13 protein-coding genes are annotated in these 13,825 nt (G+C 65.6%); 8 read left to right on the top strand and 5 right to left on the bottom strand.

Annotated elements, in window-relative coordinates; genetic code table 11:
- Positions 1-308: 308 nt before the first annotated feature.
- Positions 309-626, top strand: coding sequence for a hypothetical protein (locus tag ABZ293_RS38835; protein WP_355189158.1), 318 nt, complete (start codon positions 309-311; stop codon positions 624-626).
- Between the two features lie 310 nt (positions 627-936).
- Here the strand turns inward: ABZ293_RS38835 and ABZ293_RS38830 are convergent, their stop codons facing one another.
- Entirely contained in the window at positions 937-2,157 is a 1,221-nt protein-coding gene (locus tag ABZ293_RS38830; protein ID WP_355189156.1) for an acyl-CoA dehydrogenase family protein, read from the bottom strand.
- 33 nt (positions 2,158-2,190) lie between these two features.
- Positions 2,191-3,582, bottom strand: a complete 1,392-nt coding sequence (locus tag ABZ293_RS38825) for an acyl-CoA dehydrogenase family protein (protein ID WP_355189154.1) — start codon at positions 3,580-3,582, stop codon at positions 2,191-2,193.
- Positions 3,583-3,715: 133 nt separating this feature from the next.
- On the opposite strand from ABZ293_RS38825, the gene ABZ293_RS38820 reads away from it, so the two are divergent.
- On the top strand, positions 3,716-5,617 hold the full coding sequence (locus ABZ293_RS38820) for a glycosyltransferase family 39 protein (RefSeq protein WP_355189152.1): 1,902 nt from the start codon (positions 3,716-3,718) through the stop codon (positions 5,615-5,617).
- Between the two features lie 320 nt (positions 5,618-5,937).
- A complete protein-coding gene (locus ABZ293_RS38815; protein ID WP_355189150.1) occupies positions 5,938-6,903 on the top strand; it encodes an SMP-30/gluconolactonase/LRE family protein in 966 nt (321 codons plus the stop codon).
- A 102-nt stretch (positions 6,904-7,005) separates the two neighbouring features.
- On the opposite strand, the gene hisN is transcribed toward ABZ293_RS38815, so the two are convergent.
- The 3 genes from hisN to ABZ293_RS38800 form a co-directional block, all read right to left on the bottom strand.
- Positions 7,006-7,791: a histidinol-phosphatase gene (hisN, locus tag ABZ293_RS38810; RefSeq protein ID WP_355189148.1), complete on the bottom strand. Its 786-nt coding sequence runs from the start codon at positions 7,789-7,791 to the stop codon at positions 7,006-7,008.
- A 9-nt stretch (positions 7,792-7,800) separates the two neighbouring features.
- The gene (locus tag ABZ293_RS38805; RefSeq protein WP_355189146.1) at positions 7,801-8,013 is read right to left on the bottom strand and encodes a hypothetical protein; all 213 of its coding nucleotides are present in this window, start codon (positions 8,011-8,013) and stop codon (positions 7,801-7,803) included.
- Positions 8,014-8,267: 254 nt separating this feature from the next.
- The gene (locus ABZ293_RS38800; RefSeq protein ID WP_355189144.1) at positions 8,268-8,852 is read right to left on the bottom strand and encodes an NAD(P)H-dependent oxidoreductase; all 585 of its coding nucleotides are present in this window, start codon (positions 8,850-8,852) and stop codon (positions 8,268-8,270) included.
- A gap of 130 nt (positions 8,853-8,982) precedes the next feature.
- Between ABZ293_RS38800 and ABZ293_RS38795 the strand changes: the two genes are divergently transcribed.
- The 5 genes from ABZ293_RS38795 to ftsX all read left to right on the top strand — a co-directional run bounded on the left by ABZ293_RS38795 (position 8,983) and on the right by ftsX (position 13,793).
- Positions 8,983-9,840, top strand: a complete 858-nt coding sequence (locus tag ABZ293_RS38795; RefSeq protein ID WP_355189142.1) for a helix-turn-helix transcriptional regulator — start codon at positions 8,983-8,985, stop codon at positions 9,838-9,840.
- A 192-nt stretch (positions 9,841-10,032) separates the two neighbouring features.
- Positions 10,033-11,148 (top strand): peptide chain release factor 2, encoded by a 1,116-nt coding sequence (gene prfB / locus ABZ293_RS38790; protein ID WP_354958190.1) that lies wholly within the window; start codon positions 10,033-10,035, stop codon positions 11,146-11,148.
- Complete coding sequence (locus ABZ293_RS38785; protein ID WP_354958189.1) at positions 11,149-12,006, top strand: mechanosensitive ion channel family protein; 858 nt, start codon at positions 11,149-11,151, stop codon at positions 12,004-12,006.
- A 192-nt stretch (positions 12,007-12,198) separates the two neighbouring features.
- Positions 12,199-12,888, top strand: a complete 690-nt coding sequence (gene ftsE / locus ABZ293_RS38780; protein ID WP_355189140.1) for a cell division ATP-binding protein FtsE — start codon at positions 12,199-12,201, stop codon at positions 12,886-12,888.
- Positions 12,888-13,793, top strand: coding sequence for a permease-like cell division protein FtsX (gene ftsX, locus ABZ293_RS38775; protein WP_355189138.1), 906 nt, complete (start codon positions 12,888-12,890; stop codon positions 13,791-13,793). The genes ftsE and ftsX overlap by 1 nt, the downstream gene beginning before the upstream one ends.
- Positions 13,794-13,825 lie beyond the last annotated feature (32 nt).

Raw genomic sequence — 13,825 nt, 5'->3', positions numbered from 1 at the left:
GATACGACAAACTCGCCGTCCGCTTCCTGGCTACCGTCCACATCGCCGCCATCGACCTGTGGCTACGGTGACCCGACTTTCGAAACACGGCCTAGGGGCCTTCCGCACTCGTCAGAGCATGTTGTCGGCCGGATCGCGTAGGGCGAGAGCACCTCCGGCCGAGAGGTGCCGGACTTGGTCCACTCACCGTGCCCAGGATGGGGTGGGCATAATAAGCGACGCTCGCGCACCTGAAGGGCTGCTTTGCTGCTCGATACTGCTGCCCCTGCGTGCGCGGGAGCCCATTACTCACACCTCGAGGGGAAACCATGACCAAGTCGTTGTCCTTCGCCACGGCGATCACTGCGGCTGCTGCCGCTCTACTCTTCCTTCCAGCCACGCCCGCGTACGCCCAATCCCCCAGCTGCGCCAAGGCCATCGAGCTGATCAACATCGCAATCGACCAGAGTGGCGGCACCATGGATCAGGCGACGGCGACAGCCCTTTCCGAGAGGCTGACCGGTCTGGGCGATTTCGCCCAGGGGGCCGAAAAGGAGGCCATCACGGCCTACGCTCGAGCGCTGATCGATGACGGCGTCGCAGAGCTCAACCCCTACACCGACGAACTGAATCGCGTCTGCGCCTGACCCGCGCTAGCCGAAGAGGCCGCATACTTTTCGGCAGCCGCTCGGTGCCACGGCGTGCCGCTGCTGCGATGTCCATCAGTTGTGGTTCGAGGGCACAAAGATCCCCAGTTCACGCTCCGGGGTACATGCATCTGCTCTCGTCCAGCAATGAGCGTGCCCGTCAGGCCGTGGATGACGCAGCGGCAGCGTGGGATCTATCGGCCTGGTGACGGCCTGAGATTGCGTGTAGCCGTGGATGCTGACCCCAGCAAATAGAAATCCGGTGCGCGTCATGAAGTCGACTCGCACCGGATTTCTGTTGTGGCACTTGCTATTTCAGCTCAGAGCTGGTCTTGCCGAGCACTCGGCGCGCGACGATGAGCTGCTGGATCTGCTGGGTGCCTTCGAAGATATCGAGGATCTTCGAGTCGCGGCCCCACTTTTCGAGCAGGGTGCGCTGGGAGTAGCCGATGGCACCGGCCAATTCGATGGCCTTCAGGGTGACATCGGTGCCGGTGCGGCCGGCCTTGGCCTTGGACATGGAGGCCTCGAGCGAATTCGGCTTCTTGTTGTCGGCCATCCAGGCCGCGCGCAGGGCGAGCAGGTAGGCGGACTCGTAATCGGCTTCCATGCGCAGGAATTCGGCGGCCGCGGCGTGCTGGTTATTGGCCGGAATGTCATAGGAGATCTCGACACCGGCTTCGGTCAGGATGGCACGCAGTTCCTCGAGCGCCGCCCGTGCGACACCGACCGCCATTGCCGCGACCAGGGGACGGGTGTTGTCGAAGGTCTGCATGACCCCGGCAAAACCCTTCTCCACATTGACTTCCGGGCTGCCGAGGATGTTGTCCTTCGGAATCCGGCAGTCCTGCAACAGCAATACCGCGGTATCGGAGGCCTTGATGCCGAGCTTGTGCTCGAGCCGCGCCACCGAAAGGCCCGGAGCGTCGCGGGGCACGACGAACGACTTGATCGCGGCGCGGCCGAGGCTGCGGTCCACCGACGCCCACACCACGATGTGGGTGGAGCGCTGGCCCGCCGTCACGAAGATCTTCTCGCCATTGAGCACCCACTCGTCGCCATCCAGCACGGCGGTGGTGGTGACGGCGGCCGAGTCGGAGCCGAAGGACGGTTCAGTGATCGCCATCGAGGCCCACACCTTGCCGAAACGCTTCAGCTGCTCATCGGTGGCGACGGCCGCGATGGCCGCGTTGCCGAGACCCTGGTAGGGGATGGAGAGCATCAGGCCGACATCGCCCCAGGAGGTCTCCAGCGCGTTCAGCAGCGCGGACATATTGCCGCCGTTAGTGTTTCCGAGCAGTTCGGTGGCGTGGGAGTCCGAATCGGAGCGGCCACCGGCTGCGCCGCCGATCTTCTGGGTGCCGGAGTCGGCCAGTCCCTCGACCATGGCGGCCATGGTGTCCAGCTCGACCGGGTACTCGTGCTCGCCGAGGTCGTACTTGCGCGAGATCGGCCGGAAGATCTCCTGAGCGACCTGATGGGCCTGATTGGCGCTGGCCCGCAGCTTCTTGGGGAGTTCGAGATTGATCATGGAATATCTCCTGGAAGTTGAGGAACCGGCCGGTTAGATGAGCACGACACCTTCGGCGACGCCGATGGCCCGCAGATCGCGGTACCAGCGCTCGACCGGGTGTTCCTTGGTGAAGCCGTGGCCGCCGAGCAACTGCACGCCGTCCAGACCGATCTGCATGCCCTTATCGGTGGCGAGCTTGCGGGCCAGCGCCGCCTCGCGGCCGTAGGACAGCCCCTGCTCCGCGCGTGACGCACCCCGCAGGGTCACGAGCCGCAGGCCGTCCAGTTCGATTGCCATATTCGCGACCATGAACGCGACTGCCTGGCGGTGCGAGATCGGCTCGCCGAACGCCTCACGCTCGTTGACGTACGGAATCACATAGTCGAGCACGGCCTGACCGGTACCGATGGCGAGCGAGGCCCAGCCGAGGCGAGCCAGCCGCACCGCGTCGGCGTACTCCTCGGCGCGGGTCTTGGCGTCGTTGTCGCCGAGGATGGCGTCCGCGCCGACCGCGACATTGTCGAGCAGCAGGCGGCCGAGGCCAGCGGCCCGCAGCCCCATGCTCGGATCGGCCTCCACGACCAGACCCTGGGCGTCGGACGGCACGATGAACAGCGCCGGGCGGCCGTCGAGTTCGGCGGCAATGATGAACAGCTCGGCATCACCGGCGGCCGGGACGAGGCTCTTCACACCGTTGAGGCGGAAGCCGCTCGGCGAGCGGGTCGCCTTGGTCTGCAGTGCGAACGGGTCGAACAGGGCGCGCGGCTCGCTGATCACGACCGCGGACTGCGGCACATTCTCGCCGGTGAAGGCGGGCAGGTAGGTCTGCTGCTGGGCATCGGTACCCCACTGCGACAGGGCGACCGCGACACCGCTCGGCGCGAGAATCGGCAGGGCCAGGCCCATATCGCCGTGCGCGAGCGCCTCGGCGACCATCGAGTTGGTGACCGCGCCGCGCTCGGCGGCCGCGCCTTCCAACTCCTCGGGCACATTGATCACGGTGATGCCGAGTTCGGCGGCGCGCTCGAGCAGATCGCGCGGCGCCTTGGCGGCATTGTCGGCCTCGTAGGCGGCCGGGCGCAGGATCTCGGCGGCGAATTCCTTCACCGTCTCGACGATCATCTGCTGCTCGTCGCTCGGGGTCAGGTCGAAGTAGCCCTTCTTCTTGGACTCGTTGTCGGCAAGGCGCTTCGGAGCGCCACCACCGGCAACCTTGCCGAATGCGCGAGTTGCGGCACCGAGGGTGCGGAACCCGGTCTTGGTGCCTTCGTAGGTGACTCGCTCGATCGGCTTGCGCAGGTTGTACTTCTCGGCGAGCTCCGAACCGGTAAGGGTCGTCATCACCCGCATGGCCGCGCCCATCCAGTCCCGCTTGGGGTGGTTCAGGCCGACCGCGGACGTGTCTGGACTTCGCTTCGTTGCGCTGTCTCGAGTGCTCATCATCACCTGTTTTCTCGGATGGGTGTGGTGCGGTCTTGTCCCCAGCTATCTTACTCCTGAGTAAGGCTATCTTACTCCCGAGTAAGAAATGCGTCGAGGTGCAGCCTACGCCGCTGAACTGTGTCAGGCTGGACGAGTGCCCAAAATCGCGGCGCGACCGCTATTCGCCGTCGCCGTCCTCTTTGCCGCACTACTGGCCGCCTTTGCCGAGCGCTATGGCTATCACCGGGATGAGCTGTACTTTCTCGCCGCTGGCCGCCACCTCGATTGGGGCTATCCGGATCAGCCGCCACTGACCCCGCTAATCGCCCGCACGATGGCGGCGATCGATGCCGATTCATTACTGCTGCTGCGTCTTCCGTCGATCGCGGCGGCGACGTTGGTTGTCGTTGCCGCGGGGCTGATGGCGCGTGAACTCGGCGGTGGTCGCGCGGCGCAGGTGTTGGCGTCGGCCGCGGTCGCGAGTGCGGCGATGGTGCTGGGTGTCGGTCATCTGCTGACCACGACGTCCTTCGATATGGCGGCGTTCGCGTTGGTCTGCCTGCTGGTGCTGCGGCTGCTGCGCGATCCAGAGGTGCTGGCTGGGGGGAGGCTTGGGCCCGGAAAGCTGGTGGGTGCGCGCTCGGGTGCGGAGCGTGACGGTGTGGCGGGTAGGGGTGCGTGTGCGGGCGTGGAGCGCGAGGGTGCGGAGCGTGTGGGTGTCGAATGTGAGGTTGCCAGTGTGGCCGGGGAGTGCGAGGGCGTGGAGCGTGCGGGTGGTGAGTGTGAGGGTGCCCGCATGAGTGTCGAGTGTGGGGGTGCGGAGCATGCGGGTGTCGAGTGTGGGGGTGCCCGCATGAGTGTCGAGTGTGGGGGTGCGCGCGTGGGTGTGGCGCGTGCGGGTGCGGAGTGTGGGGGTGCGCACGTGGGCGTGGCGCGTGCAGATGTGGACCGTGCGGGTGCGGAGTGTGGGAGTGCACGTGTAGGCGGGGAGCGCGCCGGTGCGGGGGCGGACGCGAGTGGATGCCGAGTGGCGACGGACCCGCGGTGGTGGCTCGGGGTGGGGCTCGTCGTCGGGATCGGGTTGCAGAACAAGGCGCTGTTGATCTTTGCGGTCGGCGCGCTGGTGTCGGCGCTGGTCTTGGTGGGGCCGCGAAAGATATTCGCGACCAAGTACTTTCCGATGGCGGTCGGGCTCGCGGTGGTGCTCTGGTTGCCATATCTGTGGTGGCAGGCGCACCATGGCTGGCCACAATGGCAGCTGAGTCGGGCGATCGCGGGTGGCTCCTCCGGCACCTCGGACTCGCCGGTGGCGTTCGTAGTTCTGCAATTCGGGCTGATGGGTCCGCTATTGGTGCCGCTGTGGATCTTCGGGCTCCGGCGTCTGTGGCGGGATGCGCGCTGCCGGGCCTTCGCGGTCGCCTACGCTTTGATGTTCGTGGTCTTCGCCATCGCCGGCGGCAAGGCGTACTACCTGGGCGGGATGTATCCGCTACTGCTCGCGGCCGGTGCCGTACCGGTCGCGGAGTGGCTCGCGAATCGGCGAATCCGTTGGGCGGCAATCGGTTCGGTTCTAGCGGTGAATGCGGTGGTGTCGGCGGTACTGTTCCTGCCGGTATTGCCCAGTGCGAAGTTGAAGGATTCGCCGGTGCTCGCGATCAACTACGACGCGGGCGAAACCATCGGCTGGCCACAGTTCGTGCGCCGAATCGCCGAGGTGCGCGCCACGGTCGGCTCCGATATCGCCATCCTCACCGCCAACTACGGCGAGGCGGGCGCGATCGAGCGCTTCGGCGGCGCATACGGACTGCCCACACCGCACAGCGGCCACAATTCCTACTGGTGGTGGGGCCCACCCAGTGATACGGCCACCGCGGTCATCGCCGTCGGCCTCGACCGTGACCAGCTGATGCGGTATTTCGCCGAGGTCGAACCCGTCGGTCGCATCGACAACGGTCTCGGCATCGACAATGACGAACAGGGCCAGCCGCTGTTCGTCTGCCGCGTACCACGAGCGCCCTGGTCCGAACTGTGGCCACAGGCGAAACTCCTGGGCTGACGGGTCACCTCGAATGACCTTGGTTGCCGAGAAATTGGTTTGCGAGAAATTGGTTTGGGAGCCATCCGCGTGCCCACCGGCTACGAAGATCGATCGACTCCTGTCGACAAGGTGCCGCCCGCAGCGCTCGGTCGCGCCCTCTGCCGAGACTGTCTTTCCACCGCACAAGTAAGGAGATGTCATGGTGATTCGCATGTTCGATCAGTTCGTCTCCGGGATCGTCAGTTTGATGGGCATGTTGTTCACTCCGTAAGCCGAGTCGCCCGGGGCGGGATGTCCGCCCCGGGCGACATGCCCGCACGGCTGTTAGGTTGTGCCGCATGGCAAGACGGCCGCGGCGGCGGCGACTAAGGGCAATGGTGCTGACAGCGGCCGTTGCGGCGGGCATCGTTACCGGAGGTTCGGCCGAGGCGCAGACGCCCGCCGGATCGTGTGCGGATGGCTGGGACGTATCGACGATCGTCAGCGGGGTCGGGAATCTGGAGAATCTCGATACCGACGGTGCTGGCGGTTTCTATGTCACCGGGATTCAGGACGGGTACCTCGCTCATGTCGATGCCGCTGGCACGTTCGAGAAGCTGGTCACCGGGCTGGATCACCCGGCCGGAGTGCGCGTCGTCGGGCGGTCCGTCTACTTCCTCACCGGCGATGGTCTGGCGGAGGCGCCGGGCACCTTGCGGCGCTATGACATCGACACCGGTGCGGTGACGATTCTGCTCACGGAGCTGTCCGGTCCGAACGGACTTCTGGAACTACCCGACGGTGACCTGTTGTTCGCCACAATCGGGATCTCCGGCCCGGCCACCGGTATCTCGCGGTACCGGCCGTCGACAGGGGAGTACACAAAGGGCTGGTCCAACCTGCCGTGGACGAACGGACTCGCACTCGCCCCCGACGGTAAGTCGATCTACACCGACAATATGACCCTGCGCGTCTTCCGCGTCCCGCTCGATAACCCGAACAACCCGACCGTCGTCACCGGTGCCCCCAATATGATCGCGCTGCCCGACGATATGGAAGCCACCCGCGCCGACCAACTCTTCGTCGCCGACCACATCCAGGGCGCCGTCTATCAGATCGACCCCGCCACCGGCACCGCCTGCACGATCATCACCGGCCTGATCAAACCCGCCCCGCTCCGCACTCCCCCGGACGGCGCCACCTCCGTACGAATCGCCCGAGACGCCAACACCTGGTCCCTATACGTCACCAGCATGGACGGCACCCTGCGCCGCCTACGCCCACCCCCCGGAATCGACCTGACCCCCGCCGACCCAAGACGCTAAACCCCCCACCCCCCAACCGAAACCACCACCACCCATTCGGTGAGAATGCGCTGATGCGGGTGGTCACTCGACGTTTGCCTGCATGAGCGCATTCTCGATGGATCAGGGGTGGAGGTGGGAGAGGGCTTGGGGGTGGAGGAGGGTGTTGGTGGCTAGGGCGTTGCCGTTGTGGGGGCCGGGGGTGCCGGTTAGGGAGGTGAAGTGGCCGCCTGCTTCTCGGATGAGGATGTCGAGGGCGGCCAGGTCCCAGAGGGAGACTTCGGGTTCGGTGGCTATGTCTACTGCGCCCTCGGCTAGGAGGCAGTAGCTGAAGAAGTCGCCGTAGCCGCGGACGCGCCAGACGTTGTCGGTGAGATCGAGGAATTTTTCGCGGAGGCCGCGTTCGTGCCAGCCGGAGAGGCTGGAGAAGGCGAGGCTGGCGGAGCCGAGGTCGCTGACGGCGGAGACCGAGATCGGTTTCGGCGCATCGGAATCGAAGCTGGCGAAGGCGCCGGAACCGGCCGCGGCCCACCAGCGCCGGGTCAGTGCGGGTGCGCTCACGACGCCGACCACCGGAACGCCGTCTTCGAGCAGCGAGATCAATGTGGCCCAGATCGGCACCCCGCGCACGAAGTTCTTGGTGCCATCGATCGGATCGATCACCCACTGGCGTCCGGTGAACTCGACATCGCCGCCGAACTCCTCACCGAGCACCGAATCCTCGGGCCGCTGCTGCGTGAGCACCTCCCGAATCGCCTGCTCCACCGCCAGATCCGCATCCGAAACCGGCGTCAGATCCGGCTTCGAATCCACCTTCAGATCCAGCGCACCGAACCGCGCCCGGGTAATCCCATCGGCCACATCGGCCAAGCGCAGAGCAAGTTCGAGATCGGACGAGTAATCAGCCACCCCCGAACCCTATCCCCAGCCCACCACCCCTCCGGACAGGACGTCACCCTGGCACGCGCGCTCGTCCGTCGGCAGCTCGGCAACGCCGCGGTTGTCGGTCAGACCTGCGCGAGTGCCCCAGGCCCACACCTCCGAACTTGCCGCATAGATCGACACACACCTGACCACCGTCGCACGCCCAGCAGCAACATAAGCGAACACCGCGGCAAGCCTCTGCTCCATCGTGACAATCTCTGGCCCATCGACAAACACTCATCGACCGACCCGTCAGTGTCCGGGATGTCCTGTCACTGCCATGTCAGGGCGGTCAGCGGAGATAGGCCGTACTGCGTGCGAGGTAGTCACGAGCAATGCGTCATCTCCGTCCGGCCCGGCTGGCCGACATCCCTGCCGACCGGCCGCCATTCCATGGGGCGGCCGGTGTCCAGTCTGTGCACGAGCGGTGCGTGGGTGTGGCAGGGGCGCTCGGGCGGTTGTTAGGCGGCGGCGGAGCGGGCAGCGGTGAGAGCGGTTGCCCACCAGTGCAATTGGTCGAGCATGGCCGTTGCGGCCGCGGCGGGTTCCGCTGGTTCGAGGAGCTTGCCTTCGGCGTCGAAGAGCAGGTAGTAGCGGGGGAAGGTGACGTAGTTGCGGATGGTGTGGGCATTGAGTTCGTTGAAGACCTGGCGCAGGTGTTCGATGGCGAGCAGGCCGCCGCTCGCGCCGCTGTAGCCGACGAAACCGATTGCCTTGCGATCCCATTGGGTGAAGTGCCAGTCGATGGCCGCTTTCAGCGACGCCGGGTAGCTGCGGTTGTAGTCGGGGGTCAGGATGACGAATGCGTCGGCTTCGCCGAGTCGCCTGGTGAGGTCGGTCATTCCGGCCGGGCGCTCCGGATCGGGCTCCATCATGGGGGAGACCGCGGGCAGCGCCAGTGGCAGTTCGGCCTCGGCGAGGTCGATGAGGTCGACCTCGAATGCGCCGTGGCGGGTGGCCTGCTCGACGAACCAGGAGGCGACGGCCGGTGCGAAGCGTCCCTCCCGGACACTGCCGATGATCACCGCGAGCTTCAACGTGGACATGGTGTTCTCCTTCGATCACGAGGTTGTTCGAGTCCAAATCTGCTGCCCGGCGTCGCGACCAGGAAGACCGCGCGAGGAGTGGTAGTGGCAGGGACACCCTCCGCGCCGACCGCGCTTGTACCGTCGAATCGTGAGTAATAACGAGTTGGGCTTGTTCCTGCGCACCCGCCGTGAAGCGGTGACGCCGGCCCAGGTCGGGCTGCCCACCGGACCGCGCCGCCGCACCCCCGGCCTGCGCCGCGCCGAACTGGCCACCCTGGCCGGAGTGAGTGTCGAATACATCACGCGACTCGAACAGGGCCGCGACCGCCGACCGTCTCCTTCGGTGGTGTCCGCACTCGCCGACGCACTCGGCTTGGCGCCGAGCGAACGCGTCCACCTGCACCGGCTCATCAAGGGGGCCGATCCCGGATTCAGCTGCATGGGCGGCGCCCAGCCGCCGCGCGAGGTGCGCGCCACGGTGCGCGCCATTCTCGATCGCCTCGAGCCCGCGCCCGCACTGGTCGTCAACCGGCTGCGGGAGGTGCTCGCCTGGACCGAGGGCTATGAGCGCCTGATGGCACCGATCGGACTGCTCGACGATGCGCACCGCGCCAATCTCGCGCTATTCGTCTTCACCGACCCGCGCGCCCGCGCCGCCTATCCCGACTGGGACCACATCGCCGACGAGCTGGTCGCCGCGCTGAAACATGGCCCGTTCCGTGCCGATCCGCATATCGCGGCCCTGGCCGACGAACTCACCGTCGCCGCCGGTACCGAGTTCACCCGCCGCGTCGAATCCGTCCCCAGCCTCGCCGCCGCCACCGGCACCACCCGCCTGAGCCACCCCGAGGCGGGCGCGCTGCGCCTCACCTACGAAACCCTCGAACTCTCCGCCGACGACGATCAGCAACTGATCGTCTACCTCCCCGCCGACGATGTCACCGCCGCCGCGCTGGATGCCCTCGCCGGTCGCCGCCCGGGTGGGCTGCGCGCCGTTTCCGGCTGACGACGGCTCCGTCGCCCCGACGTCGATGGCTCTGAGCACGCACTTTTCCGCCGAAACGGGCCGTCTCCGCCGTGTTCGCGCGAAAAGCGCATGCGTCGGCCGTCGGCCGAGGCAGGTGTCGGGAGCGCCACCGGCGCCGCCAGGTGCCCGTGTATTTCACCGTCTCAACCGCGCCCAGTAGGCTTGAGCATCGTGCATCCTGACGTTTCCGCTGATATCGCCGAACTCGACGCAACTCTTAAGACCGTCGAGTCGGTCCTCGATGTCGAGGAGCTGCGTCGACGGATCGATGAGCTCGAGCACCAGGCCGTCGATCCCGATCTGTGGAACAACCAGGAGCACGCGCAGCGGGTCACCAGTGAGCTGTCGCATGCCCAGAGCGAGTTGCGCCGGGTCGAGGAACTGCGGCAGCGGCTCGACGATCTGTCGGTGCTCTATGAATTGGCGGAAGAAGAGGAGGGCGAGGCCAGGGTGGCCGCGCTCGCCGACGCCGATGCCGAACGGGCCACACTGCACGGCGATGTGGAGGCAATGGAGGTCCGTACCCTGCTCTCCGGCGAATACGACAAGCGCGAGGCGCTGGTCAACATTCGCTCCGGCGCGGGTGGTGTGGACGCCGCCGACTGGGCCGAGATGCTGATGCGCATGTACATCCGCTGGGCCGACCGGCACAAGTACGCCGTCGAGGTCTACGACACCTCCTATGCCGAAGAGGCGGGTATCAAGAGCGCCACCTTCGCGGTGAAGTCGCCCTACGCCTACGGCACCCTCTCGGTGGAGATGGGCACGCACCGGCTGGTCCGGATCAGCCCATTCGACAACCAGGGCCGCCGCCAGACCTCCTTCGCCGAGGTCGAGGTGCTGCCGGTGGTCGAGACCACCGACCACATCGAGATTCCGGAGGGCGAGGTGCGCGTCGACGTGTACCGCTCATCGGGTCCGGGCGGTCAGAGCGTCAACACCACCGACTCGGCCGTGCGGCTCACGCATATCCCCACCGGCATCGTGGTCACCTGTCAGAACGAGAAATCCCAGCTGCAGAACAAGATTTCGGCCATGCGCGTGCTGCAGGCCAAACTGCTGGAGCGCAAGCGACTGGAGGAGCGCGCCGAAATGGACGCGCTCAAGACCAACGAGGGTGCGTCCTGGGGCAACCAGATGCGCTCCTATGTGCTGCACCCGTACCAGATGGTCAAGGATCTGCGCACCAACTACGAAGTCAACAATCCGAGTGCCGTGCTCGACGGTGATATCGATGGTTTCATCGAATCCGGAATTCGTTGGCGAATGCGAGAGCAGGCGAGCTAGTTGGACGTACCCCAGGCCTTCTCCACGTCCACCGACTTCACCACCTGGCTGCGTTCCTCCGGTCTAGAGATCGTCCTGTACATCCTCGGGGCGATGCTGTTCAGCCGGTTCGCCACCTTTATCAGAGACCGGATCACCCGCAGGATCGACGCGAGCTTCCGCAGCAGCGATGCCCTGGTGCGCTCCGAGGCGGCCAAGCACCGGCATGCGCTGGCCCAGGTCGTCACCTGGGTGATATTGACGATCGTCTACGTCCTGGTCGGCATCGAGGTGCTGCGCCGGTTCGGCTTCGGTGTCACTGGCCTGGTTGCGCCAGCGGCCGTGCTCGGCGCCGCGCTCGGTTTCGGCGCGCAGCGCATTGTGCAGGACATTCTGGCCGGATTCTTCCTGATCACCGAGCGGCAGTATGGATTCGGTGATGTGGTTCGCATCGCCGTAACTGGATCCGCGGAGCAGGCCGAGGGTACGGTCGAGGACGTCACGTTGCGGATCACCACACTGCGCAATGCCGATGGTGAGGTGATCACCGTGCCCAACGGCCAGATCGTGAAAGTCACGAATCTGTCGAAGGATTGGGCGCGCGCTGCCATCGATGTACCGGTCGCGGCCAGCGCCGATATCACCCGGGTCAACGAGATCCTGCACGAGGTCGGTACAAGGGCGTACGAGGACCGAAAGTTGAAGCCGCTGCTGCTGGACGAGCCCACCGTAATGGGTGTCGAAGATCTGACAGTGGACCAGATGAACATCCGAATGGTTGCTAGAACGTTGCCAGGCAAACAATTCGAAGTCGGTCGCGAGTTGCGGGTGCGAGTCGCCGCGGCGCTGCGCCGGGAGGGAATCAGTGAGACCACGTAGATCCACGGCGATCCTGCTGGCAACTTGGATCGCCACGTTCGTGTTGTACCTGTTCGTCAAGCCCGATCAACCGATCGTGCAATCGCCCGAGAAACTCAACATCGTTCCCGCAGTGGTGAATACGGCTATCCCCGGGCATTGACCATGATGTAGCGGTGGCTGCGCGGCGGTTGCTGGTTACACTGGCTAGCCGTGATCGCTATGCGGAACGTGACCAAGTCGTATCAGACCTCGACGCGACCCGCGCTGGACAACGTCACCGTCGATGTGGGTAAAGGCGAGTTCGTCTTCATCATCGGCCCGTCCGGTTCGGGCAAGTCGACCTTCATGCGACTGCTGCTCAAGGAGGAGGCCCCGACCGCGGGCGAGATTCGGGTCGCCGATTTCCGGGTCGACCGGCTACCCGGACGGAAGGTGCCGAAGTTGCGTCAGCGCATGGGTTGCGTCTTCCAGGACTTCCGGCTGCTACAGCAGAAGACCGTCGCGCAGAATGTTGCATTCGCGCTGGAGGTGATCGGCAAACGGCGCCAGTTCATCGACCGGACGGTGCCCGAGGTGCTCGATATGGTCGGGCTCGGCGGCAAGGCCGACCGGCTGCCGCATGAACTGTCCGGTGGTGAGCAGCAGCGCGTGGCGATCGCCAGGGCCTTTGTGAACCGGCCGCTGGTCCTGCTCGCCGACGAGCCGACCGGCAACCTCGATCCGGACACCAGTGGCGACATCATGCTGCTGCTGGAGCGGATCAACCGGATCGGCACCACCGTGGTGATGGCGACCCACGACAATCACATTGTCGACGCGATGCGCAAGCGGGTGGTGGAGTTGGACCGCGGCCGTCTGATTCGCGATGAAGCGATCGGCGTCTACGGGGTGGGTCGGTAATGCGCGCTGGATTCCTGTTCAACGAGGTCATCACCGGCCTGCGTCGCAATGTCACCATGACCATCGCGATGATCCTGACCACCGCGGTATCGCTGACCATGCTCGGCGGCGGTCTGCTCGCCCTGCGGATCGCGGATAAGACCCAGAACTACTTCATGGACCGGGTCGAGATCCGGCTCTACCTCTCCGACCTGGTCTCGGCGACCGATACGGACTGCTCCCGGGAACCGTGTCAGCTGCTGATGCAGGATCTGAAGAAGACCGATGGCGTGGTCTCGGTCCAGTTCATCAACAGCGACGAGGCGATGAAGGAAGCCACCGAGGTGACCTTCAAGGATCAGCCGGAAATGCTGGACATGATCAAGGACACCCGGCTGCCCGCGTCATTGCGCGTGAAGATGACCGATGCCGACCAGTATCCGCGGATCTACCAGACCTTCCGCGATAAGCCCGGCATCCAGAGCGTGCTCAACGATAAGGACACCGTGGACCGACTGGTCGGGGTGTTCGACGGGCTGCGGAACGCGGCATTCGCCCTGGCGGGACTGCAGGCATTGGCCGCGCTGCTGCTGATCGCGAATATGGTGCAGATCGCGGCGTTCAGCAGGCGAGAAGAGGTCGGCATCATGCGGATGGTCGGCGCGACGCGCTGGTATACCCAGTTGCCGTTCCTGTTGGAGGCGGTGGTCGCGGCGCTGGCGGGTTCGCTGCTGGCGGTCGTCGGCCTGTTCCTCGCGCAGCCGTTGGTGGTGAATCGGGGGCTGGGCGCGCTGTTCAACAGCAACGTCTTCCCGCACATCACCGGTGAGGACATCGCCCTGGTCTCGCTGACCGTCGCGCCACTGGGCATCGTATTCGCCGCGATAACGGCCTATGGCACCCTGCGGTACTACGTCCGCGACTAGGACGAATTCTGTTATCCACAGGTGGAGTACTC

Origin of the sequence: Nocardia sp. NPDC005998 (assembly GCF_040614395.1) — a bacterium.
Classification (GTDB): Bacteria; Actinomycetota; Actinomycetes; order Mycobacteriales; family Mycobacteriaceae; genus Nocardia.
The sequence above is the reverse complement of the archived record's forward strand: the minus strand, read 5'-3'. Positions and strand labels throughout refer to the sequence as shown.

Coding starts and splice junctions, on each gene's coding strand:
- ABZ293_RS38830 (WP_355189156.1), bottom strand. CDS start 2,157: ATGATCAATCTCGAACTCCCCAAGAAGCTGCGGGCCAGCGCCAATCAG.
- ABZ293_RS38835 (WP_355189158.1), top strand. CDS start 309: ATGACCAAGTCGTTGTCCTTCGCCACGGCGATCACTGCGGCTGCTGCC.
- ABZ293_RS38825 (WP_355189154.1), bottom strand. CDS start 3,582: ATGATGAGCACTCGAGACAGCGCAACGAAGCGAAGTCCAGACACGTCC.
- ABZ293_RS38805 (WP_355189146.1), bottom strand. CDS start 8,013: ATGGAGCAGAGGCTTGCCGCGGTGTTCGCTTATGTTGCTGCTGGGCGT.
- ABZ293_RS38815 (WP_355189150.1), top strand. CDS start 5,938: ATGGCAAGACGGCCGCGGCGGCGGCGACTAAGGGCAATGGTGCTGACA.
- ABZ293_RS38800 (WP_355189144.1), bottom strand. CDS start 8,852: ATGTCCACGTTGAAGCTCGCGGTGATCATCGGCAGTGTCCGGGAGGGA.
- ftsX (WP_355189138.1), top strand. CDS start 12,888: ATGCGCGCTGGATTCCTGTTCAACGAGGTCATCACCGGCCTGCGTCGC.